The organism is Methanobacterium paludis, from assembly GCF_000214725.1.
In the GTDB taxonomy this organism is placed as follows: domain Archaea; phylum Methanobacteriota; class Methanobacteria; order Methanobacteriales; family Methanobacteriaceae; genus Methanobacterium_C; species Methanobacterium_C paludis.
In genome coordinates this window covers 123,851-148,390 of sequence record NC_015574.1, presented here as the reverse complement: position 1 = coordinate 148,390, position 24,540 = coordinate 123,851, and the positions used below count along the sequence as shown (strand labels likewise).

Below are 24,540 nucleotides of genomic sequence, written 5' to 3'. Positions count from 1 at the left end.
TAATCACCCTTAGGTTTTAGTTTTAAGAGATTCCAATCTCTTTCCCCATGATTTTGACTTTGTAGGTGTGTGTTTTATATCTGTTCTCTTAACGTTTATTGCTTTAACAGGGCAAACATTTTCACATGCACCACAGTATATGCAGTATTTCTCATCTGAACTGACTTTTTCAGCTATTTTTCCAGGTTCGGTGGAACTTGGGAATGAGAGTACGTTACATGGGCAGATATCAACACATGCTCCGCATGCCTGACAAGTGTCCTGATCAATTGATAATTCACCCTCGAATGGTTTGGTGACTTCTGCTGCGTCTACTGGACAGATTTCCTGACACCATCCGCAGTTCACACATGCTTCCTCATCTATAAAGGAACTTCCTTTGATTTCAGTATCTTCTGGGTTTAAGTCGTATTCTCCGTATGAACAGCTTCTGCAGACTGCTTTTATTGCGTCAACAGGGCATGCTTTTTTACAGACTAGACAGTAAACACATTTGTCTTTGTCAACGTTTATGTCAGAGGCTACCGTAGGATCATCGGATGTTGGTAATTTGTGATCTATTGTTATTGCGTCTGCAGGGCACATCTCTTCACAAACACCGCAATTTATGCATGTTTCTTTATCTATCTCAATTTCACCTGTTACGAGTTTGGATCTATCTGGTAAGTCCCTTGCAATGGTTATTGCTTCTCGTGGACATGCTGTTTCACATGCCCGGCAGTAAATACATGTATCATCTTCAATTTCTGCGGATGATAAGAGATGTGGATATATATCCATGTCTTTTATGGATTTTTCGTCTATTTTAAAGTCTAAAGCATCTACAGGACATCCAACACTGCACATACCACATAATACACATTTATCTTCATCTACATTTATTTTGGATTCATCAGCACCTGTTCTTACTATTGCGCCGATATCGCCAAGTTCTATTGCTTCGACTGGGCATATCTTTTCACAGATACCGCAACCAACACAAACGTCATCTTTAAAAGAAAGCTCGCGCTTTTCTTCTGCTGACCTTCCAATATCAAAGTCCCTGGCTTTGACCTCTTTCGTATTAGAAACCATTTTTTACCTCCAAAATTTCTATTGAGTTAGTAGGGCAAGTTTCCCTACACATGAGACATCCACAGCACCAATTAGAATCTATTTGTGCCTTAAGATCGTTTAACACAATGGCTTTCATCAGACATGTGTCTGCACAAAGTCCACAACCAATACATGAATCCTTCACCGTTCCCTTGTATTCTCTCTTTGAGCAAGTTTTAATTATTATCCTTGCTTTTTCCTGCATGAGGGCATAGGCTAAAGTCAAAAAGTCCCTGGGACAAAGTTCTGTAATCAACTTCGCTATCTCTATGGAGTTCCATGAAATATTTCTACCATTTAAATAGTGTGAAACGGTTGATCTATCCATGTCCAACATTTGGGCGACTTCTTTCTGATTATGCCCTTCCCTTATCAGTTCAACTGCTGCTAGATACTTCAATCCTGAAATTATATGTTTTGGCATTTGGACACCATGTGTGTTGATTACACTTTTCTTTACCATTAATATATAAATTGCTACTGGAATAAAAAAGAAAATTATATATATTGTTGTGTAGTAATCACACTTAAATGTTTGGATATCAATTTCTTAAAAGGACTGTTGAAAAGAAGTTACTTCTTAAAATAGAAAATATGCTTAAATCAGATTTATAAATAACAAACAAAACATTCAAATTTAACTATCGAAAAATTCAGAATTTTGAAGTTAAACTGTTAAGACAGTTAATACCACTAAGTTTATTTTAGATAACCATGATAAAACACGTGTTAGTTTTAATTTTACTTAAGTATAATACTAAAAAAATTATTTAAAATTTTTAAAAAAAATAAGTTAGAATAAATTAATTCTTTAAGGTACTTATAAAAAAATCAGGTTTATCCAAATAATAGAGGGTAATCCTTAAAAATAAAAATAGTAGTTGGTGCTTTGATGTATCCAGAACTCATCCCTGTAAAAGAAGCCTTGAATATAATTGAAGATTTAAAAACAAAACCTAAAAAAGAGAAAATAACTCTTGAAGATGCAAATTCAAGGGTTTTAGCCCAGAAAGTGACTGTTTTAATAGATGTTCCACCATTTGATAGGGCTGCAATGGATGGATACGCAGTTATTGCAGACGACACCAAGGAAGCTTCCAAATCAAAACCAGTTTACCTTGATGTTGTAGGTGAAATTGGGGCGGGTTCAATTTATCAATCTGTTTTGAAAAGTGGAGAGGCGCTCAGAATAGCTACAGGAGCTCCAATGCCCAAAGGTTCTGACGCTGTCGTTATGCATGAGCACGTGGAACTATCAGAAAACAAAATAAAGATTAACTCATCCTTAAAATTTCAAAAAGATGTATCATTCCAAGGAGAAGACCTCAAAAGGGGAGAAGTGATCTTAAAGGCAGACCAATTACTGGGTCCTCATCACGTTGCATTAATTGCATCAGCAGGCCATAAAACCGTTGAAGTATTTAAAAAACCAAAAATAGGCATCATAACAACGGGAAGCGAATTGGTTGAGCCTTCAAAAGATTTAAAACCTGGCAAAATAATTAATTCTAATAGATATGCTTTAAAATGTCTTATAGAAGATACAATGGCAGTACCCTACTTGATAAACTGTCCTGACAATATTGGAACACTGCTTAAAGAATTGAAAGATGCAGTAGGTAGATATGACGCAGTTATAACAACTGGCGGAACAGCAATAAGCAAAGGAGACCTTGTAATAGATGCAGTAAATAGTTTAGGAGAAGTTTTAATACACGGAGTTTCAGCCAAACCTGGAAAACCCGTGGGTTTCGGAGTTGTGAACAAAAAACCTGTTTTCATGCTTTCAGGCTATCCTGTCGCTGCAGCTGTCCAGTACGATGCCTTTGTTAGGAGTTATATTCTTAAAATGCAAAACATTCAAAAAGAATTCCCATTAACTGAATACGTGGCTGGAAACGATATCAGATCATCCAAAGAAAAACACAACATCATAAGAGCTGATTTAAAAGAGGATAAAGGTATAGTTTATCCAATAAGAACCAAAGCAGGAATAAACAAATCCATAGTCCTTTCGAATTGTTACATAATTGCAGAGGAAGGTGTTGGCGAAATCAAAAAAGGGGATAAATGTAAAGTTTTGAAGTACAGCTCCCTTAAAGTCTGTTGAACCTAAAATTTTATTTACAATCTTTTAAGATTAGATCTTATTAAATGTTTATTTCATCGTTCTGATATTCTTAACTTTATTTTTATAAAGTGATGGCCTTCATCTAATCCACCAACACTAATTTAATGATTTTTAAGTGAATTATTTCTTTTAAGTGAATTCATTCAAGTTACCCATATTATTTTTTTTATAACTATCTTGATCAATAATTTTATAAGTAAAATTTATAGACAAATAATAAATTCAGTAGAATTTTTCATTATCCAATGAATTGCGTTGATGATCCCAAAAGTTAATTGTAAGGTGTAAAAATGAAGATCATAACAGTTGTAGGGACAAAAAATACGGGTAAAACCACGTTAGTCACCAAAATCGTTAAGGAGCTTGTTAATAGAGGATTTAAAGTTGGAACTGTCAAACACTCCCACCACAGCTTCGACATGGCCGAAAGCGATACGGGCAAACATAAGGATGCTGGTGCTGAAATTGTTGTAGGTACGGGAGCAGAAACTTTTTTCACATTAAAAGACAGTAAAGAGCTTGAAGACATTTTGAGCATGATGAAATTCATCAAAAACATTGATTTTGTGGTTTTAGAAGGATTCAAAGAATTAAGCTACGCTAAAGTCTCAACATCCAGTTTTAAGGATGAGTTCACGATAAAAAATGTGAACGTGATGGAAATGAATGATGAAGATGTTAAATCCCTTGTGGATCTTGTAGATGAAAGAAGTTTTGGAACGATCCAGAATCTCAACTGTAAAAAATGCGGTTTCAGCAACTGCACGGAATTTATAAGTGCCAACATCAAGGGAGAAGCTAATACCCAATGCAAAACAGAGTCAGACGACGTCCTTCTTAAGATCGACAATCACTTGATACCTTTAAATCCATTCGTGAGAGACTTTGTCAAGGAAACTATCACAGGAATGGTTAAATCATTGAAAACCGGTGAATTTGGAGTCGACGAATTTAAAAAGATTGAGCTGTTGATAAGAGATGAATTTAGGAAAGAATAAACCCCTAAACAGGATTGAGGGTGAATTTAAGGATAAAATACAGGATAATTTTAAAAGACCCTTGATATCACTGAGAATCTCCATAACCAACCGTTGCAACGTGAAGTGTTTCTACTGCCATCATGACGGCATGGTACCCCGGGCCTATGAAATGACAGCAGAGGAAATGGAAAGAATTGTTAGAGTTGCCAAGGAACTGGGTATAGAAAAGATAAGGCTATCTGGAGGAGAACCCCTTGTAAGAAATGATATAATTGAGATTGTGCGCAGGATAGCTTCAGTGGGCTTTCGGGACATCTCAATCACAACCAATGGAGTTCTTTTAGGTAAGCTGGCAGAAGATCTTTTTAAAGCAGGTTTAAACCGGGTTAATGTTAGCTTTGACACCCTGAACCCTGAAACCTACCTCTTCATAACCAGGAGAGATTACATGGAATTTGCAAGAGATGGGATAAAAAAAGCAATTGATGCAGGGCTCAACCCGGTTAAAGTGAACATGGTTGTGATGAAGGGAATAAACGACCATGAGATATGGGATATGTTCCAGTTCTGCAAGGAAAATGGGGTTGTTTTACAGCTTATAGAGCTTTTAAAAACCGAAAACTGTGAAGAATCAGAATTTCTCAATGAATACCATTACGATATGGGGGAACTTGAAGGAGAACTTGCTGAAATTTCAACAAAGGTTAAAAAAAGACGTTTTATGCAGGACAGAAAGAAATATTTCGTTGATGGTGGTGAAATCGAAGTTGTGCGGCCCATGGACAATACCCAATTTTGCAAAAACTGCACCAGACTGAGGATAACCCCTGATGGAAAGATAAAACCGTGCCTACTTAGAAATGACAATTTGGTTGACATTGTAAAACCCATGCACAATGGTTATTCTGATAAAGAACTTAAAAAAGTATTTTTAGAAGCAATAAACAATAGAGAACCATTTTATGCCGATTCTAATGAAGATACATGTGATTCATCTGGATAATTTATTTTTAGATTTTTTAAGTTGAGCTTATATTTTTTTCATTTTTGAGTCTTTTATTTCATTCATTTTTACAGTAACAAAAAAAATATCATTCATCAACCAACTAATTCCAAAGTCGGAAGAATTTATATATATCATAATATTTATCTATTTATTAAATCATTAAATATTCACAATAACATTATAACAGCTTGTTCAGGGTGATTTAATATGTTCACATCAGTCCAAAAAGAGATCTTACAAATTTTGATTGATCTTTACAAGAAATTAAATTACCGGCCTGTTAAAGGGGAAGAAATTGCCTTGGTTATGAACCGTAACCCTGGAACCATAAGGAATCAAATGCAATATTTAAGGAGTTTAGGCCTTGTAAAAGGCATTCCAGGTCCCAGAGGAGGATATAAACCAACTATAAAAGCTTATCATGCTTTAAACATTAACATAGCTGATGAAGAAGCAACAGTACCCCTATTTAAAAAAGGAAAAAAATTAGAAAATTTAACTGTCACTAAAATAGAATTTGTAAGCATTCATCACCCTGGAGGATGTGAAGCTATAATAAAAGTAATGGGTAATATAAAGCAACTCAATCTTGGAGATAAGATCATAGTAGGTCCAACTCCTATTAATAAGCTTGTGTTGAATGGCACTATTGTTGGAAGAGACGACACTGATAACATTTTGCTTTTAAATATTAAGAATATACAAAGTACCCCCAACAAATCTGTGATAGAAATTGCTAGCCAAAATCTCATAACATTAGAACCTCATATGGATATAAAAGAAGCAGCATGGATTTTATCAAATAACGGAATAGGTGGGGCACCTGTAATTGAAGGTCCGGATGTTGTCGGAATTCTAACGCTTACTGACATCACAAAGGCAATTGCCAATGAAGAAAAAGATCTTAAAATAACAAAACTGATGTCAAAGTACATAATAACCGTGAAAAGGGATGTGATGATTCCAGAAGCCATTAAAATCATGAACAAAAATAAAATTGGGCGTCTTATTGTAGTTGATGAAAATGAAAAGCCCATCGGAATTGTAACAAAAACCGATATTTTAAACATAGAAAATGATTTTATGAACTGAATACCATGCAAGGGTCTAAACTATCTTTTCTAATTAAACTTGCTTAAAATAAACATATCAATAATCTCTCCACACTACATATCCTTCCATGTAAGGTTTTTAACATTATTTTAAAGATAAATACGATAATAAGCGGTGTTTTAATACTCGTCCACCATATGCCCCTTCAATTGGGTTCCTCTTTGTTATGGGTTGTTTTAAAAAAAATTATCCGTGTTGTAAAATAGTACATTTCGATAATTTCAACACTGCAAGACAAGGAATATTCTACTTTTCTCAGTGAATTCTCCAGGGATTATTTGGTTAAACTACTTCTAAAGAATTATATTAATCCCTAATAAACAGATTAAACCCCTGATTATCTGGTTCTTTTTATGATCTATATGCTGAAACCTGCATAACGGATATAAACCTTTCGGAATGGTTCTTTTCATAAAAATTTATATATTACTTATTAGGAGAGCATTCATATCCAATATATCATGAACATTCATGGAGGATTTGATTAATTATCCCAAAAAACAGTGCCTAATCCATTGTAATAAAAATTAGTTACTGAAAGATCATGATAGATTGATCATAGCCAGATCCATATAATATCCATGTTATATTCGGGTAAAAAAATAGAAAATCTAATTGAAGATTGAAGGAGGTCGGATATAACATTGTTGGTAAAGTATCGGAATATGGTCCCAATAATGGCTTTCGTGCCATCAGATGAACACGTTGTTGCAAACATGTTCTTTATACCTGTCAGAAATATTCCTGAGTGGAGTACTGGACAGTTCTTATAAACAACATGATCCCTGCTAAATTAAGTAACATCATCTGGTGGAGCAAATATCCGTACATGTATCTAATGGTGGACATTCCTGAGAAGAACAGCGAAAGTTTAATTGTTGGAAAATTGGTAAGGTTTGTGAAATCTTCATATCTTTCATTTTTATTTTCTTCGATTGAAAAAGAGAAAGATTTCAAATATGATTCAATGTATGATTTGCAAAAAAAATGAGGAGATAAAAATATGGATATTAAATACGTGCCAACTATCTGTCCTTACTGCGGTGTTGGATGTGGTATGAACCTAGTTGTAAAGGACAAAAAAGTAGTTGGCGTAGAACCCTGGAAAAGAAACCCTGTAAATGAAGGAAAATTATGTCCAAAGGGGAACTTCTGTTATGAAATTATCCACAGGGATGATAGATTAACCACCCCCCTTATCAAAGAAAATGGTGAATTCAGAGAAGCTACTTGGGACGAAGCCTATGATCTAATAACATCCAAACTTGGTGCATACGATCCTAAGGAAATAGGTTTCTTCTGCTGTGCAAGATCCCCCAATGAAAACATCTACGTAAACCAGAAATTTGCACGGATAGTTATTGGGACACACAACATCGATCACTGCGCAAGACTTTGTCACGGCCCTACCGTAGCGGGACTTGCCGCTTCCTTTGGTTCTGGAGCCATGACCAACTCCTATGCGAGTTTTGAGGACGCAGATCTTATATTCTCAATTGGAGCAAACAGTCTTGAAGCCCACCCCCTCGTGGGAAGAAGACTACTCAGAGCAAAGATGAATGGAGCATACTTCATAGTGGCTGACCCAAGATACACTCCAACTGCCAAACATGCCAACCAGTATGTTCCATTCAAAACCGGGACTGATGTTGCATTAATAAATGCCATGATGAACGTAATCATCAGCGAAGGTTTGGAAGATAAAAAATTCATAGAAGAGAGAACCAAGAACTACGAGAAATTAAAAGAAGTGGTAGCAAAATACACTCCTGAAAAAGTCGAAGAAATAACTCAAGTACCAGCTGAAACCATCAGAGACATAGCCATAAAATACGCTAAAGCTGATAAAGCAGCCATAGTTTACTCATTAGGTATAACTGAACACTCGCACGGTGTAGACAACGTTATGCAAACAGCCAACCTTGCAATGCTCACTGGAAACATTGGAAGATTAGGAACTGGAGTAAACCCACTAAGAGGTCAAAACAACGTTCAAGGTGCTTGTGATATGGGAGCATTACCAACCGATTACCCAGGATATCGAAAAGTAGTTGATAAAGACATAATGGAAGATATTACGTGCTCCTGGGGATGCAGTGACTTAAAATGTGAACCCGGACTTAAAATCCCAGAAATGATAGATGCCGCTGCAAAAGGTGACCTGAAAGTCCTTTACGTCACTGGTGAAGACCCAGTAATTTCTGACCCTGACACCCACCACGTTGAAGAAGCACTGAACAACCTGGACTTCTTTGTAGTACAGGATATTTTCATGACCGACACCGCTAAATTTGCAGATGTTGTATTACCTGCTGCCTGCTGGGCTGAACAGGAAGGAACATTCACCAATGGTGAGAGGAGAGTTCAACTGATAAGGAAAGCTGTAGATGCACCAGGAGAATCCAAAGTTGACTGGGAAATATTCTGCGACTTAGCCAAGAGAATGGGTGCAGATCCTAAAATGTTCACCTACGAATCTGCCCAAGATATATTCGAAGAAGTTAGAACCGTAACTCCGCAATACGCAGGTATGAACAGGGAAAGACTTGAAAGACCCGAAGCACTTCACTGGCCTTGCCCATCCGAAGATCACCCAGGAACCGCTATGATGCACGTTGAGAAATTTGCACACCCAGACGGACTAGGAATATTCATGCCTCTTGAAGAACAGGGACCAATGGAAACACCAGATGAAGAATACCCATTAATACTAACAACCACTCGCCTCTTATTCCATTACCACGCTGCAATGACCAGAAGAGCCCCAACACTGGATCGCGAAGTACCAACAGGATACGTAGAAATAAACACTGAAGACGCAGCTGAACTTGGAATAGCCAACAAAGAAAAAGTTAAAGTTAAATCCAGAAGAGGCGAAATCGAAATAACTGCCAGAGTCACTCCTGACATCATGAAAGGAATAGTAAACATTCCTATGCACTTTAGAGAGTGTTCTGCAAACATTTTAACCAACGCTGCTGCAATAGACCCAAAATCTGGAATGCCAGAATACAAAGCATGTGCTGTTGCAATATCTAAAATGGAGGGATCAGAATGATCAAAGCAAACGACATGTTCTACGCAAAATCTTCTGATGCAGAAATTGCCGAAGCTGGAGAGTACGGTGGTGCAGTTACAACACTTCTGAAATTCTTACTCTCAGAGGGAATTGTAGATGCCGTTCTAGCCGTAGAAGAAGGTTCAGACCTTTATGATGCGGTTCCAATACTGATAGAAGATCCTGAGAAAGTTGTAGGGGCTGCTGGTTCTCTCCACTTTGGAACACTCAACCTTGCCAAAGTAGTTACCCGCTACCTTAACGGTGCTCAGGACATGAAAATTGCCGTCACTGTCAAACCATGCGATGCAATGACTATGGTTGAACTCATGAAAAGAGAAAAAGTCAACGCAGACAACGTGATAATGGTCGGTTTAAACTGTGGAGGAACCATGCCTCCAGTTAAAGGCCGTCAGATGATGGAAAAATTCTACGAAGTTGATCCGGACTCTGTTGTCAAGGAAGAAATTGCCAAAGGTAAACTTATTGTGGAAACTGAAGATGGTACCGAAAAAGAAATTCCAATAGACGTATTGGAAGACGAAGGATTCGGTAGAAGAACCAACTGCAGAAGATGCGAAGTCAACATTCCAAGAATGGCAGATCTCGCATGTGGTAACTGGGGAGTTATAGGACCTCTTGCTGGAAAAGCAACGTTTATCGAAGTTTGCTCTCCTAAAGGTGCCGAAGTTCTCGAAAAAGCCAAAGAAGCAGGAGTATTAGATTTGGAAGCCCCAATACCAAAAGGAATTGAAATAAGGGAAAAAATCGACGGAGCGATGGTTAAACTCGCAGACAAATGGCAAAACAAAGACTGGGAAGACGTTGCCGGCCGTGAAATCCTATCCGTTCTCACAGGATACAAGGACGATTTCTCAAGATGCCTGAAATGTTATGGATGCAGAGAAGCTTGCCCAATATGTTACTGTGAAGACTGCTGTCTAGAGGCTAACAATGGTCCGGACTGGTTGACTAAAGGAGAACTTCCACCATCACCAATGTTCCACATGGAAAGAATGCTTCACATGGTAGAATCTTGTACAAACTGTGGACAATGTGAAGAAGTTTGCCCTGCAGAAATACCACTAGCCAAAATCTGGCATGAGGTAAACACTAAAATAAAGAACACTTTTGGATACACCAAAGGAGTTGGAGAAGGAAAACCACCTATTGCATATTTCTCGTCTGAAAAATAAGGTGAAATCTACTTAATTATTCATGTACTGTTTTATCAGTTCTTTAGCATGTCTAAGACACAGTATCAAAATTCAGTAAACCACTAACAAAATGAAGGTCTAATTAAGGATGATTATCGCTCAAAATCACCTCTGTAATTATGGCCTGAATTTCCAAAAATGTGGTTTACTGTTAATTTTTGAAGTTTTTGAAGTTTTTTGGATTCATTGGGGATAACATATAAAATGAATGTAGTGATTATGGGCATAAACAGGATCGGGCTAAATCAAAACTTAATTTTTACAAAATGTGGTTTACCATAATTCTCCAGTGGAAAAAAGAAAGATCAGTCAAAGTTAATTGGGAGAATAAAATATGGAATGGAATCCTAAAATAATAGTCTTTTGTTGTAACTGGTGTTCCTATGGAGGGGCCGATACTGCAGGTACAGCAAGGATGCAGTATCCCCCTAACGTCCGTATTATCAGAGTTATGTGCTCTGGTAGGATAAATCCACTTTTCATCTTAAAATCATTCGATGATGGTGCAGATGGCGTTATGGTTGCAGGATGCCACTTTGGAGATTGTCATTATGATAGGGGTAATTACGCTTGTGATCGTAGGATGACAGCTTTGAAAACCATCATGAAAAGCTTGGGAATCAGTGAAGGTAGATTTTACTTAGAATGGATATCTGCATCAGAAGGAGAAAAATTTGCTAACACCATGAAGAAAGTGAGTGAACAAGTAAAAGAACTTGGTCCTTTTTCTTGGAGACATAAAAAGGCTAAAATGGAGTGATCATATGGTTCAAGTAAATGACATGTACTATGCATGGTCTCCAAACGAAGAAATAGTGAATAATGGAGAATGCGGAGGAGCCGTGACCTCCATACTCAAATTTCTTTTAGAAGATAGTATAGTTGATGCGGTTCTAGCCGTCAAAAAAGGTTCAGACATCTACGACGCAGTTCCTACTCTAGTCAACGACCCTAAAAAAATAATCGAAACTGGTGGTTCCTTACACTGCGGAACCCTCAACATTGCCAAACCACTAGAAAAATACCTCAACGGATCTAAAGACATGAAAATCGCTGTCACTGTCAAACCATGCGATGCCATGAGCATAGTGGAACTTATAAAGAGGAAAAGAGTTGATAACAACAAATTGGTAATGGTGGGGGTTAACTGTGGAGGAACCATGCCTCCTGTGAAAGCCAGAGAAATGATCGAAAAATTCTATAAAATCGACCCAGATGACGTAATAAAAGAAGAAATTGCCAAAGGAAAACTCATAATCGGAACAAAAGACCACGAAGAACAGGAAATAGATATAGACGAACTGGAAGAAGCAGGATACGGACGGAGAACCAATTGTAGACGGTGCGAAATAAACATACCTCGAATGGCAGACCTGGCTTTAGGAAACTGGGGAGTTATAGGACCATTATCTGGAAAAGCCACATTTATAGAAGTATTAACAGACAAAGGTGCAGATATTCTGGACAAAACCATAAAAGCAGGAGCTTTAAGGACTAAAGATCCAGAGCCTAAAGGTGTGGAAATCCGAGCAAATATCGACAAAATCATGGTCAAGCTGGCCAAAAAATGGCAATCCAAAGATTTCAACCAAGAAAATGAACTCATGGACATTGACCAATACATGGATGAGTTCAGTAAATGCATCAAATGCTACGGCTGCCGAGAGGCTTGTCCTCTTTGTTTCTGCAAAGAGTGTGCTATAGAATCAGATTCCCCATTATGGGCACCCAAAGGTGTGATACCACCATCACCCATGTTCCACTGGGTAAGGTTAATCCATATAGTTGATTCATGTACCAACTGTGGGCAATGCCAAGAAGTATGCCCTGCAGAAATACCACTAACCAAAATCTACCATAAACTTAACCGTCAACTGCAAGATGTCTTTAGTTATCGTACCGGAATGGATGTAACTCAAAAACCACCACTCTCCATAGTTGATAAAGAACCAAGTGAGGAGTAATTTGCTCACTCTCATTTATTTTTTGGTGATATTATGATAATTGACAAGATATTAAAGGCCAACGAAGATTTTATCAAGGCATTTGAGCCTAAAAAAATGAGTCATCTCCCTCAAAAGAAACTTTGCATTGTTACATGTATGGATACCAGGCTTACAGGATTCTTAGAGCCCGCTTTAGGTATTGAAAGGGGTGATGCCAAGATAATTAAAAATGCGGGTAACACCGTGGTGGACCAAGATGTGATCCGATCCGTGGCTGCTTCTATCCTCACCTTAGGCGTGGAAGAGGTGATGGTCATCGGCCACACCAACTGTGGTATGGCCAATGTGAACCCAGAAAAACTTAAAACTGCTATGGAAGAAAGAGGAATTGATCCTAAAGAAATAGCCAAAGTAAATTTAAAAGAATGGATAGGTGCTATTGACGATGAAGAATCCAACGTTTTCCAGACAGTTGAACAGATTAAGAACTCTCCATTTATTCCAGAAGATGCACCAATACATGGACTTATAATAGACATAGAAAGTGGTGCATTAAAGGTTCTGGTCGATGGCAGCTAACATCTTTTCTTGCCCGTTTATCTTTCTTACATAATAAGTGGTAAAAACAATTCACAGAGTTAAACTGTATGGAAAAATCAACTATAAAATCTGTAATTGCACTGGAAAGGAATACTGTTTAATATTCATATCCCTCACTCTCTTAAAAAATATATTCAATCAAAGGAATATTATAATTAAAGAAATGGGGGGTATTTATGTTAAATAAAAAAGTCAACAAAGATTTACCCGAACATTATGTGAGCATAAGAAAAAGGTTTAAAGAGTATGGTGAAGCTTTAAATAATCTTGGAATCATATCAAAAGAAAGTGGACCCATTGATGAGAAAACTTCACAATTAGTGCAGCTTGCAGCATCAACCGCCATAAGATCAGAGGGGGCTGTTCACAGCCATGCAAAAAGAGCTCTGAAAGCAGGAGCAACACCTGAAGAAGTTTATCAGTCCTTACTACTCCTTACAAGTACTATTGGATTCCCAAATGTTGCAGCTGCAGTTTCCTGGGTGGACGACCTTTTTGAAGAATGATAAGATTGATAAAGTAATCAACCATTAAGAGATCTTGTAAAAAATCTTGGTCAAAATTATCTTGGATAAGGAAGAATATCTTGGATAAGGAGTAATTTATCATGACAGAAATGTTTAAAAGTGTGAACGCTGTAAGGGTTGAAGGAAAATCCTCTTACATTGAAGAAAAAATAGTCAACGATGAAGAAATAGAACTTTTGATAAACGAAAACGTTTCCAGACGTTTTTCCATAAGTCCAAATTCACTCAAAGAATTCACAGTAGGATACCTTCTTGGAGAAGGATTGATCACATCTGCAGACAACATCACAAATATAACAATCAAAGCCAACACCATCAAAGCAACAATCGACCTTACAGACTTTGACATCAGAAAGGAGCTCGTTGTGGGTTCTGACTGTTTTGGAGGATGGAGAACTAAAATAGAATTTGTCGGAGAGGTGGAATCAAACTTTAAAGTTGCAAAAGAGGATATATTCAAGTGTTTCAACATGCTGCGCGAAAAAGCAGAGGTCTGGCAGGAAACAGGCGGTACACACATTGCAGGACTTGTAACTCCTGAAAGTTTCATAGCAATAGAAGATGTGAGTCGCCATGTTGCTGTTGACAAAGTCATAGGTGCAGGAGCACTTGCAAAATGCGATTTCTCAAGGAGTTTCATTGTTTACAGCGGCAGAATGCCTGCAGATATGCTCATAAAAATCGCGAGGGTTGGCATTCCAATCATAGCATCCAATGCAGCCCCAACATCTTCAGGAGTTGCAGTTGCTGAAGAAACCCATGTAACAATGGTAGGCTTTGTAAGGGGAAATAGATTCAATATTTACACTCATCCAGACAGGATATCCATTTAAAATTGGAAATATTTAAGAATGGAAATAATCTTTAAATCTTTTAAATTTAATAGTAATATCATTTAATTTCATTTTAAATCAAATTCAGATAGTACTGATTTATAGTACTGATTTTTGTGTATTTAGTTGATTTTATTGTTTATTTCAGAGGCTGTCTAATAATTCAAATTTGTAAAAAATAAAAAATTATAAAAATTGACTTTAAAACAGATTAATCAACGTTATAAATAAATTATCTTTTGATTCTTTTCCTATTCTCTTTCTTGATTCTTAAATTCCACGATTGGTAAATGTATTTTACACAGAATTCATTCTAGGACTGTATGCCTCTGTTTGAGATCATTTTCTGTTTTCCCCATTCTATCCATGAGCTGTGCTATAACCCCATCAAGGAATATCAGGGTTGTAACTTCGAATAAAGTTCCAAGAGGCGAAAGGGATTGATGTCTCCCATTTATCTGCCGTTTTATATAATTTTTTTCTGAATCAATTTTTGTACGGCCTTTTATTGATATTATAAGGTCTGACATTTTTCCAAGTGATGAATCATCATAGGATGTTACTGAAACAATTTTTGCACCTCTCTTTTTAGCGATTTTGGCAGTGCTTAAAATGTAACTCGTTTCTCCAGATCCTGAAATTGCAAGGAGACAGTCTTCTTCGTTTATAGATGGAGTTATTGTTTCCCCTACAACGTAAACCCCCATTCCAAGGTGCATGAGCCGCATTGCAAATGCCCTTGCAACCAGACCAGACCTTCCCTGTCCAAGGAGAAAAACGTTCTTTGATGATGTTAAAATTTCTAACATTTCCATAATGGTTTCTTCGTCAAGTTCTGCTGAAACAGCATTTATATTATCGACTATTTCGTCTATTGCATCGTTTAAAATCATGTGTTCACCGAATAAGGACTACTTAAGATTATTTATACTTTCTTTATACCTATATCTATGATTGTTGTTTATATATATTCAAGTAGGATCGTCTTAAAAACTTTAGATCATCACTTAAGTTACATAAAATAATTGAACATTACAATATATTAAGACTATACAAACACCTCTTAAATCAAAATATTGCAAATCTAGATAGGATATATTTAAATGGATATACCCTAATGGACTAAATCATCTCAAAATGCCCAAATAATGTTTTGAAGACTCTAAAAATTAGTTAGTAGAGTCTTGCGGTTAATGAAAGTTATTGGTAAAATTGCATCTAATAAAAGTTATTTGGTAGAATTACGGCTAATGAAAAAATTAGGTTAATAAATGTGCAAGTGGTCAGATGAAGTACGATCCAAAACTGAATCTCTTTGTAGATGGACATGAGTTTAGTTACAAACTCTTTGAAACTTTGAAGTGCGTTTCAAAAACCTGGTCCCAGCGCGAAGCTGCAAGAAGACTTGGAATATCCCATGCAGTATTGAATCGCCGTATAAGAGAATCAGAGGAAAAACTAGGTATTAAACTGGTTGACACAACAGGTGCAGGTTCTGGGCTGACAGAATATGGTTTTAAAATTCTCGGAAGATATGAAAAATACATGAGCCGCCTGGAAGAGCGTAAAAAACCTGTAATTTGTGGTGGACATATCTCAGCAGGACTTCTAGAACTTTTATCAAAGGAATATGGGTTGGATGCCACCATATACCAGACAGATGATGAGAGTGCATTAAAACTTGCAAGTATGGATATGGTGGATATTTTAACGCTTGACGACCCTGTACGCGCTTTCATGTGGGATCTAGATTTTACCCCAATAGCCTACGACCACCTTGTCCTTGTATCAAACCAACCCAGATCATTTAAAAGTTTGGAAGACATTGAAGGTCGGGAATTCGTTGAAGTGGAGGGTTCTTCCCAGCGTCTGGCATGGAACACTCTTGACAACAGGAATATAAACTACAAAATTGTCGAAGTTGTTAAATCACCATACAATGCCCTCAAAATTGTTCAAAAGAGTGAATATCTCTGCACTTTCCTTAACAGCAGTTTTACATATGGTTCAAATATTTTAAAATCTGATACAAAACACATTATAAGTGTTGTTCTACCTAACAATGAAAATGAGTTTTTAAAGGATTTTTTAGGTTTTATTTTAGGAGAAGGACAAAATATAATAGATAATTATGGTTTTGAAAGAATTTAAAACGTATTTATGTTTTTGCGTTAGGTTTTAACGGCTTTTTCTTGTTCTATGAACTTTTCTTGTTCTATAAACTATATCAAACCCGGGATTTCCATTTTAAAAGAATTTTGTAATATTTGGAGATATTTAATGATAAAATTTAGGTTAATTTTAAATATTTCAAAAATAAACATATTGCGGGTGATTGATTGAGTGATAAAACAGATTTACTAGCAATTGGGCACACAGCCTTTGATTACATAATACAAGTGGGGGAATTCCCACAACCGAACTCATCAACAGCAATAAAAAGGATGCGAACCTTTTTTGGTGGGGCAGCAGCAAATGTAGCAGTTGTTGCATCAACTTTAGGACTTAAATCATCCCTGGTATCTGCAGTTGGAGGTGAGTTCATTGGATCTGATTACGATAATAAACTAAAAACTCTTGGAATAGACACGGAAAGCAGAATAGTGATTGAGGATGAGAAAACACCCACAGCATTCGTGTTTACAGATTCTTCAAAGGATCAGATAAGTTATTTTTACTGGGGAGCAGCAGCTCACTTTGAAAAATCAGAACCACCCAAAAAAGCCATTCAAAAGGTTGAAGCAGTTCATCTGGCAACTGGAGACCCTGGATTCAACAGGAGATCTGGACAAGTAGCCCATGAATCAGGAAAACTCATATCATTCGATCCCGGTCAGGACCTTCACATGTACTCCAAAGAAGAGCTTGAAGAAGTTCTGAAAATCTGTGATATCCTGTTTGGAAACCATCATGAGATAGGAAGAATACTCAAAACTTTGAGTATGGATATAGACGAACTGAGGAAATTTGGGCCCAAAATAGTCGTTACAACCTACGGAAAGGACGGCAGCATGATATGCACCGATAAAAAGATAAAAGTGGATGCAATACTCCAAAATACACCAGACCCAACAGGTGCAGGAGATTCGTATCGTGCAGGATTTTTAAACGCTTATTTGAGAGGTGAAGACCTGGAGATGTGCGGAAAATTCGCATCATCCGTTGCCTCATTTATTGTTGAAGCTGAAGGATGCCAAACAAATGTTCCTGACTTTGAGATGGCCACAGAAAGGATGAATGAAATGTGGAAATAGGGGCATGAAATTTAAATGAAAATTTGTATTAAATGGGATTATCCAATCACTTTTTTACGTGATTTAAAAATTTTAGATAAACTTTTTATTGAATAATAAATATTAAAACAAAATACTCACTAGAATTTTAAATAGAAAATAAAGTATAACATAACAATATTAAACTAATAGTACCTCAGTACCATTAGAATTTAATGATACTTGATTTGTTAAATTTATGTTTCAGTGTAAACACCTATTTTTTACGTTGAACATACAACAATGATATCAAGATTTAATTAAGAAGTTTCAACATGCTTTTATAATATTCATAAATTTTATAATATTGATAAAGCTGGTGAACCGTCATTCAGATTAAGTTAAAAAAATGGATATGGTGATTCTATGACACAGATGGACGATGCAAAAAAGGGCATAATAACAGACCAGATGAAAGCAGTTGCAAAAATCGAAAATGTTGATGAAGAATTTATCAGGAAATCCGTTGCAAAGGGATTTATAGCAATTCCAAACAACGTTCAGAGAAATGCAAACCCCGTAGGTATAGGTGCAGGCCTCAGAACCAAGGTAAACGCAACAATCGGAACTTCCACAGATATAAACGATGTTGACATGGAAGTTAAAAAGGCTAAAATTGCAATGGAAAACAAAGCCGACACTTTAATGGAGCTCAGTATCGGAGGAGACCTGGACGCCATAAGAAGGAAAATTATAAGTATCACAGACCTTCCTATTGGAAGTGTACCAGTTTATCAGGCTGCAGTAGAGTCAATAAACAAACACGGCTCTGCAATTTACATGGAAGAAGACTCAATGTTCAACGCCATCGAGAAACAGGCAAAAGACGGCGTAGACTTCATGGCAATACACTGCAGTGTTAACAAAGAAACCCTCAAAAGGCTCAAAAGACAGGGACGTGAAGGCGGGCTCGTAAGCAGAGGAGGAGCATTCATATCCGCATGGATGGTTCACAACGAAATCGAAAACCCCCTCTATGAAAACTACGACCAGGTACTTGAAATTGCAAAGGAATACGACTTTGCAATAAGCCTTGCAAACGGTATGAGGGCCGGAGCAATAGCAGATTCAACTGACAGGGCCCAGGTTCAGGAATTAATCATCTTAGGTGAGCTTGTTGACAGGGCAAGGGAAGCAGGAGTCCAGACAATTGTTGAAGGACCGGGACATATCCCACTTAAAGAGATACCAACCAACGTAATGGTCCAGAAAAAATTATGTCGCGGAGCACCTTTCTACATGCTCGGACCAATAGTGACAGACATAGCCCCTGCATACGACCACATAGTCTCATCAATAGGTGCAGCACAATCAGCAGCAGCAGGAGCAGATTTCATCTGCTACGTGACACCAGCAGAACACCTCGCACTTCCAGGTCCAGAAGACGTTAAACAGGGAGTCATAGCAACCAGGATAGGAGCATACGTGGGAGACATGGCCAAAGGTATACACAACGGCGAACTCGACCTTAAAATGGCAAACGCACGTAAAAAACTCAACTGGGAAGACCAGTACAAAGCAGCAATATGCCCAGCAGATGCAAGGGCCATAAGGGACGCAAAACCACCAGAAGACCCTGACACCTGCACAATGTGCGGAAATTACTGTGCAATAAAAATAGTGAATGAATGGCTGGATGATGCAAGTCAGGATGTATTTGACTGATCATCACCTGAATTCTTTTTTTATTTTTTAAAATGTAGTAGTCTGTTTAATTTTATGTTTAATCTGAATCTATTTTTAATCTGAATCTGATTGTATTATGAAGATCAGAAATTTTATTTTTGAATCTTAATATTCTTGAATTAATCCCTGAATCTCATGTTTGGTAAAAACTTTTAAAAGATTTAAATCATATAATCTCTTAAATCATATAATCTGATTATAAATACAAACTGATTGTAAAATTTAGATGACTTATACTTAATTGAATCTGTATATAACATCTTAATTTTATTATTTTACTATTAAACAATTTTTAAGGAATTTTGAGGATTCCAAATCAGAATAAACTAAGGTGATACTATTGAAACACTGGATCGAAAGGATCGCAGAAGAATTAAATGAAAGAGATGTCAAAGAGCATGTTATTGCAAGCGGGACATCCATATCAGGATCTATACATATAGGAAATTCATGTGACGTTTTTATAGCAAATGCTGTGGGTAAAGCCCTCAGAAAACTAGGAGCATCTGCCAGAACCATCTGGATTGCAGACGACCACGACCCCCTAAGAAAGGTGCCGTACCCACTTCCAGAGTCCTATGAAAAGTATCTGGGTCTTCCTTACTCTAAAATACCATGTCCCGAGGGCTGCTGTGCCAACTTCGTGGAACACTTTGAAAAACCATTCCTTGACACAATGGACGACTTCAAAATAGAACTGGAAGTTGAATCCGGCGAGCAGATGTACAAGGATGGGGTTTACGATGATTACATACGAATATCACTTGAAAAGGCTCCTGAAATAAGGGAGATATTCAACAAGTTCAGGGAACACCCACTTGGAGAAGATTGGCTTCCATACAATCCTATCTGTGAAGAGTGCGGTCGTGTAAACACAACCTATGCCTATGACTACGATGGAGATATTGTCTCATACAGGTGCCAGTGCGGACACGACGGAACCATGGATATAAAAACAGGTGAAGGAAAGCTCACATGGCGTGTTGAATGGGCTGCAAGGTGGAAGATATTTGGTACAACTTGCGAACCATTTGGAAAGGACCACGCAGCAAGCGGAGGATCCTACGACGTGAGCAAAATCATATCCAAGGATATATTCAACTACGAAGCACCTTACCCTGTTCCTTACGAGTGGATAACCCTCAATGGAGAGTCAATGTCCAAATCACACGGAGTGTTCTTCACACCAGGCCAGTGGCTTGAAATAGCTGCTCCTGAAACCCTGAATTACTATCTGTTCAGAAGCAAACCCATGAAGGCAAAGGATTTCAACCCTGCAATGCCGTTTCTGGATTTCATAGAACAGTACGACCGTGTGGAACGTATCTATTATGGAAAAGAGGAACCAGCATCCGAGAAAGAGGGTGAAAAATCTAAAAAGATCTACGAAGCATCCCAAATCCAGGTTGCAGAAACCATGCCATTCCAACCATCCTACAGATTCATGACCGTTGCTTATCAGGTAGCAGGAAATAACACAGAAAAGATTTTCAACATATTGAAGAAAAATTCACAGCTTCCAGAAGATATGGAACGTAAAGAATTCTCTGAAATTGATAAAAATGATGTTGAAAGGCTTGAAGCAAGGATTACCCATGTTAAAAACTGGTTAAACACCTATGCACCGGAATTTGTGAAGTTCCAGGTTCAAAAGAAGATCCCAAGGTTGGAACTGCAAGACAACCAGAAAGAATTCCTTTTGAAGGTTGCAGATGCCCTGGAAGCCAGGGATTACACATCTCAAGAATTCCACGATGCACTGTACGTCATAATAGAGGAAATGGATATGAAACCTCAGAAAGCGTTCCAGGCAATTTATAAAGCCATTATCGGGAAAAAACAGGGCCCAAGAGCTGCATCTTTTGTAGTGTCCCTTGATAAGGATATGGTTATTAAAAGGTTTAGAATGGAAGATTAAATCTTTTTAATGCTTTTTTTGTCCTTTTTTTACCTTAATCCCATTAAATTTTTTTTAATTCTTGTGTGGCATGATTTATCACATCCATACCTCTTTTAAATCCTTGAACTCTTTTTAATCTTTTAATTTATTAAATTCTTTTTACCTTGTTCCTATTTCCTTATTCTTGTTCCCTATTTCCTTAATTTTAAAAAAATAAATAAGATGGAATGAACAGATAAATCCTTATGAATGTTAAAATCATTGAAAGGGAAGTATTAAATCCATTGGGCGAAACTGAAATGGAGAAGGTGGGAATAAATCCCATTCCCAAGGAGTTAAACAGGATATCTCTCTTTGACAACACCAAACCCGGTGCAGATATAATACTGGAAACAGTGCTGGAAAGTTTGGGAGAAATAGAATTCCTTGATGTTAAAAAGCCAGCTGGAGCTTCTGCAACCCCTCAACAGATTGAAAAAGCAGCAGATGCTGAACTTTCAATTCTTGCACTTGGTGACTGCGGTTCGTGCACAACCTGGGTTGTTTTAGATGCAATAAGACTTGAAAAAAGGGGAGTGCCCACAATATCCATCTGCTCCCACCATTTTGCACCATTTGCAAGGGAACTTGCAAGGTCTTACGGTGCAAAGAATTTGAGGATCGTTGAAATTGAACATCCTATTGCAGGACTCTCTGAACAAGATGTCAAGGCAAAAACTCTGAAAATAATTCCCAAAATCAAAGAGATATTGGGTATTTGACTTATAGATTATTGAGTACTTGATTTTATAAGGATCAGACCATAATTAGGGACAAATACTAGATCGGATGATATTAATATTAAGCTTGCTTTAAGATATCAAAAATCAGAGGACTTGATTTAAGTAATTTTTTTATTTTTATTTGATTTAATGATTTTTATATGACATAAACATTATTAACGATGGAAGGGGGAATTTTTATGGAGAAAAAGGAAAACAAGAATGTTAAAATCAGTGAAAATGCCTGTGGATGTTCTATTGACGATCTCATAGGGGAAGGTTGTGGAGAAAACAAAAAAAACCCCAAAATAAGTAATGAACGTTTATGCAGCGCCCATGAAAGCGACTTTGAAGTTTTTGTCGACCCCGATATTGAAAAAACCAACAACGACTTTTATATGAGAAAAATAACAGATGGGCTTCCAATCATTCCCCCAACAAAGGCAAGAGTGCAGAAATTCCTCGGTTATACTGACAGAAAATCAGATGATGTCATAGCAGTTCTGCCACCAAAGAGAGGTAAGGCAACGGTTGAAAAAATAGCGGTAAACTCTGTGATGGCAGGCTGCATCCCCTCATTTACGCCGATAGTTCAAAAAGCTGTGGAAGCAGTTTCACAGGAAAAATTCAACCTTCCCGGAGTTAACGCAACCACCCACCCAGTTGCAGTGTGCACCCTCCTCAACGGACCAGTATCCCGTGAATTGGCCGTAAACAGTGGGGCCGGATGTCTAGGCCCAGGTAACATTGCCAATGCAACCATTGGACGTGCTTTAAGGCTATGTCTCATGAACATCGGCGGTGCCGTGCCTGGCATAGGAGACCATGCAACCATGGGATCGCCTGCCAAGTACAGCTACGCATTTGCAGAGGCAGAATCTGAAAGTCCATGGAAACCTTTGCATGTGGAACGTGGTTTTGATGTTGAAACTAGCACGGTCACTGTTATGGCAGTTGAAGCACCCCAGAATGTGAACGACCATCGGAGCAGTACAGCTGAAGACCTTCTGGATACAATCGTGCATACAGCATCTACTGCCGGCTGCAACAACAGCCATGTGCCCGGTGAGATCCTGGTTGTGATGAGTCCAGAGCACGCAGAAACTGTTGCAGGCGACGGCTGGGACAGGACGGATGTTGAAAATTACATCCATGAAAATGCAGCTGTACCTGTTGAGCTTGCAGATCGTGGAGGCAGGAAGCTTGATAAAGATTGGATTGTTGGAGATGATGTGAGAATAACCCGTTCGCCAGGGGATGTTGTCCTGGTTGTGGCTGGTGGGGCTGGAAGGCACACAATGATTGCACATGGGTTTGGAACATCATCGGAATCTGTAACAATGCCATTAACCCTTAAAAATGGAGATCCTGTCCATTCAATCAGGGAGTTTCAGGGTTTATGAACCCCCACACTCAAGGTTCATCACTAAGTTACATGAAAAAAAGTTCGTTAGTTTGGATAGCTTATCTTTGAATCATAATGTTAAAAAAATAAAAAAAGACTAAATTTTAAGGTCTATACCAGATTTAGATGCTTTTGAAATCAGATAATTAGTAAACGCAGAACATGAAACCAACATAAATTTTGCATCTTCAAAATCTAAATTGGGTTCATCCATTAGAGCATGTCTTATTCCATTAGAATCAGACGTATATCCATACAAATTTTTAAATGCATCCCTTAAATCAGGATGCAATTCTACTTTATTCCCTATTCTGTTTAGGCATCTTCCTAAAGTTCCTTTAGGTTCCTCTGTTATCATTTTACAAATAGACTCAACAGCACTTATTGATTCTTTAATGGAATTTCTGTAATTCGGAGATCTTCTATCTGAAAGTAAATCTAATGCTTCTTTTAAATGGATACTAATTGGATTAGGAGCTTCTTCTAATGCCTCTTCTATTTCTCCTATTTCTTCTTCTGAAGTTATTTTAATGAGTTTTCCACCCACAAAACGATAAGCAGATAATTCTCTCTTTAAAACTTCATTACATTTATCCATGAATGCTTCATTGACCGCATCAACTGGGTAAACATGAACTATAAATTCCATTAAATCGCAAATTTCATAAAATTCATCATCTTCCAAGTCCAAAAAATGATTTCTTATCTGATCATAACATTCATCACTGTAATACTCCTCAGGATACCTTACAAATTCATCACGAGGGTACTTGAAGTATTCTACCCATATCTTTTCTTTTAGAAAATCATGGAATTCATCATTAAATTTCAAAACATAAACTTCATAAAAAGCATTCCAAAGACCCGTCTTCAAATCATTATCCATTGAATTTATTTGTAAACTATTTTTAATAGGTTTAAATCCATTTCTTTGAGAAAATGATTCCATAACATCACTCCAAATAATAATTATTTATCAATTAAAATTTTAGGTTAACGTAATAAATTAA

At 37.3% G+C, this 24,540-nt stretch carries 23 protein-coding genes; 19 read left to right on the top strand and 4 right to left on the bottom strand.

Translation table 11 applies throughout. The annotated features are described in order from the left end of the window. Positions 1–9 precede the first annotated feature (9 nt). Positions 10–1,074 carry a tungsten-dependent formylmethanofuran dehydrogenase subunit FwdF gene (gene fwdF / locus MSWAN_RS00605; protein WP_013824671.1) on the bottom strand — a complete coding sequence of 355 codons (1,065 nt, stop codon included), beginning with the start codon at positions 1,072–1,074 and terminating at the stop codon, positions 10–12. After that, positions 1,064–1,519 (bottom strand): 4Fe-4S binding protein, encoded by a 456-nt coding sequence (locus MSWAN_RS00600; protein ID WP_048187785.1) that lies wholly within the window; start codon positions 1,517–1,519, stop codon positions 1,064–1,066. The genes fwdF and MSWAN_RS00600 overlap by 11 nt, the downstream gene beginning before the upstream one ends. Positions 1,520–1,987: 468 nt before the next feature. Between MSWAN_RS00600 and MSWAN_RS00595 the strand changes: the two genes are divergently transcribed. From MSWAN_RS00595 to fdhD, 13 genes are all read left to right on the top strand, one after another. Then, positions 1,988–3,205, top strand: coding sequence for a molybdopterin molybdotransferase MoeA (locus MSWAN_RS00595; protein WP_013824669.1), 1,218 nt, complete (start codon positions 1,988–1,990; stop codon positions 3,203–3,205). 311 nt (positions 3,206–3,516) lie between these two features. Then, positions 3,517–4,224 carry a molybdopterin-guanine dinucleotide biosynthesis protein B gene (mobB, locus tag MSWAN_RS00590; protein ID WP_013824668.1) on the top strand — a complete coding sequence of 236 codons (708 nt, stop codon included), beginning with the start codon at positions 3,517–3,519 and terminating at the stop codon, positions 4,222–4,224. Next, on the top strand, positions 4,205–5,209 hold the full coding sequence (gene moaA, locus MSWAN_RS00585) for a GTP 3',8-cyclase MoaA (protein WP_013824667.1): 1,005 nt from the start codon (positions 4,205–4,207) through the stop codon (positions 5,207–5,209). Before mobB ends, moaA begins: the two co-directional genes overlap by 20 nt. A 210-nt stretch (positions 5,210–5,419) precedes the next feature. Beyond that, on the top strand, positions 5,420–6,304 hold the full coding sequence (locus tag MSWAN_RS00580; protein WP_013824666.1) for a CBS domain-containing protein: 885 nt from the start codon (positions 5,420–5,422) through the stop codon (positions 6,302–6,304). Positions 6,305–6,972: 668 nt separating this feature from the next. Further along, on the top strand, positions 6,973–7,098 hold the full coding sequence (locus tag MSWAN_RS12995; protein WP_144011532.1) for a formate/nitrite transporter family protein: 126 nt from the start codon (positions 6,973–6,975) through the stop codon (positions 7,096–7,098). Then, positions 7,074–7,316, top strand: coding sequence for a hypothetical protein (locus MSWAN_RS12865; protein ID WP_161597476.1), 243 nt, complete (start codon positions 7,074–7,076; stop codon positions 7,314–7,316). The genes MSWAN_RS12995 and MSWAN_RS12865 overlap by 25 nt, the downstream gene beginning before the upstream one ends. 12 nt (positions 7,317–7,328) lie before the next feature. Beyond that, positions 7,329–9,383, top strand: a complete 2,055-nt coding sequence (gene fdhF, locus MSWAN_RS00575) for a formate dehydrogenase subunit alpha (protein WP_013824665.1) — start codon at positions 7,329–7,331, stop codon at positions 9,381–9,383. Next, a complete protein-coding gene (locus MSWAN_RS00570; RefSeq protein ID WP_013824664.1) occupies positions 9,380–10,579 on the top strand; it encodes a Coenzyme F420 hydrogenase/dehydrogenase, beta subunit C-terminal domain in 1,200 nt (399 codons plus the stop codon). Before fdhF ends, MSWAN_RS00570 begins: the two co-directional genes overlap by 4 nt. A 355-nt stretch (positions 10,580–10,934) precedes the next feature. Next, the gene (locus MSWAN_RS00565; RefSeq protein ID WP_013824663.1) at positions 10,935–11,360 is read left to right on the top strand and encodes a hydrogenase iron-sulfur subunit; all 426 of its coding nucleotides are present in this window, start codon (positions 10,935–10,937) and stop codon (positions 11,358–11,360) included. A 4-nt stretch (positions 11,361–11,364) separates the two neighbouring features. After that, complete coding sequence (locus MSWAN_RS00560; RefSeq protein WP_013824662.1) at positions 11,365–12,564, top strand: Coenzyme F420 hydrogenase/dehydrogenase, beta subunit C-terminal domain; 1,200 nt, start codon at positions 11,365–11,367, stop codon at positions 12,562–12,564. 30 nt (positions 12,565–12,594) lie between these two features. Beyond that, the gene (locus tag MSWAN_RS00555) at positions 12,595–13,125 is read left to right on the top strand and encodes a beta-class carbonic anhydrase (RefSeq protein WP_048187783.1); all 531 of its coding nucleotides are present in this window, start codon (positions 12,595–12,597) and stop codon (positions 13,123–13,125) included. Between the two features lie 197 nt (positions 13,126–13,322). Beyond that, complete coding sequence (locus MSWAN_RS00550; RefSeq protein WP_013824660.1) at positions 13,323–13,652, top strand: carboxymuconolactone decarboxylase family protein; 330 nt, start codon at positions 13,323–13,325, stop codon at positions 13,650–13,652. 101 nt (positions 13,653–13,753) lie between these two features. Then, the gene (gene fdhD, locus MSWAN_RS00545) at positions 13,754–14,506 is read left to right on the top strand and encodes a formate dehydrogenase accessory sulfurtransferase FdhD (RefSeq protein WP_013824659.1); all 753 of its coding nucleotides are present in this window, start codon (positions 13,754–13,756) and stop codon (positions 14,504–14,506) included. Between the two features lie 308 nt (positions 14,507–14,814). On the opposite strand, the gene hxlB is transcribed toward fdhD, so the two are convergent. Next, positions 14,815–15,399, bottom strand: a complete 585-nt coding sequence (gene hxlB, locus MSWAN_RS00540) for a 6-phospho-3-hexuloisomerase (RefSeq protein WP_013824658.1) — start codon at positions 15,397–15,399, stop codon at positions 14,815–14,817. Between the two features lie 394 nt (positions 15,400–15,793). Here hxlB and MSWAN_RS00535 point away from each other — a divergent pair, with 394 nt between their 5' ends. The 6 genes from MSWAN_RS00535 to MSWAN_RS00510 all read left to right on the top strand — a co-directional run bounded on the left by MSWAN_RS00535 (position 15,794) and on the right by MSWAN_RS00510 (position 23,528). Next, positions 15,794–16,657, top strand: a complete 864-nt coding sequence (locus MSWAN_RS00535) for a LysR family transcriptional regulator (RefSeq protein WP_013824657.1) — start codon at positions 15,794–15,796, stop codon at positions 16,655–16,657. A gap of 188 nt (positions 16,658–16,845) precedes the next feature. Further along, complete coding sequence (locus MSWAN_RS00530) at positions 16,846–17,760, top strand: carbohydrate kinase family protein (protein WP_013824656.1); 915 nt, start codon at positions 16,846–16,848, stop codon at positions 17,758–17,760. Positions 17,761–18,144: 384 nt separating this feature from the next. After that, the gene (gene thiC, locus MSWAN_RS00525) at positions 18,145–19,443 is read left to right on the top strand and encodes a phosphomethylpyrimidine synthase (RefSeq protein ID WP_013824655.1); all 1,299 of its coding nucleotides are present in this window, start codon (positions 18,145–18,147) and stop codon (positions 19,441–19,443) included. A gap of 361 nt (positions 19,444–19,804) precedes the next feature. After that, positions 19,805–21,382 carry a lysine--tRNA ligase gene (gene lysS / locus MSWAN_RS00520; RefSeq protein WP_013824654.1) on the top strand — a complete coding sequence of 526 codons (1,578 nt, stop codon included), beginning with the start codon at positions 19,805–19,807 and terminating at the stop codon, positions 21,380–21,382. Between the two features lie 227 nt (positions 21,383–21,609). Beyond that, complete coding sequence (locus tag MSWAN_RS00515; RefSeq protein WP_013824653.1) at positions 21,610–22,125, top strand: UGSC family (seleno)protein; 516 nt, start codon at positions 21,610–21,612, stop codon at positions 22,123–22,125. Between the two features lie 200 nt (positions 22,126–22,325). After that, complete coding sequence (locus MSWAN_RS00510; protein ID WP_013824652.1) at positions 22,326–23,528, top strand: hypothetical protein; 1,203 nt, start codon at positions 22,326–22,328, stop codon at positions 23,526–23,528. Positions 23,529–23,627: 99 nt separating this feature from the next. Here the strand turns inward: MSWAN_RS00510 and MSWAN_RS00505 are convergent, their stop codons facing one another. Next, the gene (locus MSWAN_RS00505; protein ID WP_013824651.1) at positions 23,628–24,479 is read right to left on the bottom strand and encodes an AbiJ-NTD4 domain-containing protein; all 852 of its coding nucleotides are present in this window, start codon (positions 24,477–24,479) and stop codon (positions 23,628–23,630) included. Between the last annotated feature and the right edge of the window lie 61 nt (positions 24,480–24,540).

Coding starts and splice junctions, on each gene's coding strand:
- fwdF (WP_013824671.1), bottom strand. CDS start 1,074: ATGGTTTCTAATACGAAAGAGGTCAAAGCCAGGGACTTTGATATTGGA.
- MSWAN_RS00515 (WP_013824653.1), top strand. CDS start 21,610: ATGAATGTTAAAATCATTGAAAGGGAAGTATTAAATCCATTGGGCGAA.
- MSWAN_RS00505 (WP_013824651.1), bottom strand. CDS start 24,479: ATGGAATCATTTTCTCAAAGAAATGGATTTAAACCTATTAAAAATAGT.
- MSWAN_RS00565 (WP_013824663.1), top strand. CDS start 10,935: ATGGAATGGAATCCTAAAATAATAGTCTTTTGTTGTAACTGGTGTTCC.
- MSWAN_RS00535 (WP_013824657.1), top strand. CDS start 15,794: ATGAAGTACGATCCAAAACTGAATCTCTTTGTAGATGGACATGAGTTT.
- MSWAN_RS00600 (WP_048187785.1), bottom strand. CDS start 1,519: ATGCCAAAACATATAATTTCAGGATTGAAGTATCTAGCAGCAGTTGAA.
- fdhD (WP_013824659.1), top strand. CDS start 13,754: ATGACAGAAATGTTTAAAAGTGTGAACGCTGTAAGGGTTGAAGGAAAA.
- MSWAN_RS00510 (WP_013824652.1), top strand. CDS start 22,326: ATGGAGAAAAAGGAAAACAAGAATGTTAAAATCAGTGAAAATGCCTGT.
- thiC (WP_013824655.1), top strand. CDS start 18,145: ATGACACAGATGGACGATGCAAAAAAGGGCATAATAACAGACCAGATG.
- moaA (WP_013824667.1), top strand. CDS start 4,205: ATGAATTTAGGAAAGAATAAACCCCTAAACAGGATTGAGGGTGAATTT.
- MSWAN_RS00550 (WP_013824660.1), top strand. CDS start 13,323: ATGTTAAATAAAAAAGTCAACAAAGATTTACCCGAACATTATGTGAGC.
- mobB (WP_013824668.1), top strand. CDS start 3,517: ATGAAGATCATAACAGTTGTAGGGACAAAAAATACGGGTAAAACCACG.
- MSWAN_RS00570 (WP_013824664.1), top strand. CDS start 9,380: ATGATCAAAGCAAACGACATGTTCTACGCAAAATCTTCTGATGCAGAA.
- MSWAN_RS00595 (WP_013824669.1), top strand. CDS start 1,988: ATGTATCCAGAACTCATCCCTGTAAAAGAAGCCTTGAATATAATTGAA.
- MSWAN_RS00560 (WP_013824662.1), top strand. CDS start 11,365: ATGGTTCAAGTAAATGACATGTACTATGCATGGTCTCCAAACGAAGAA.
- fdhF (WP_013824665.1), top strand. CDS start 7,329: ATGGATATTAAATACGTGCCAACTATCTGTCCTTACTGCGGTGTTGGA.
- hxlB (WP_013824658.1), bottom strand. CDS start 15,399: ATGATTTTAAACGATGCAATAGACGAAATAGTCGATAATATAAATGCT.
- MSWAN_RS00580 (WP_013824666.1), top strand. CDS start 5,420: ATGTTCACATCAGTCCAAAAAGAGATCTTACAAATTTTGATTGATCTT.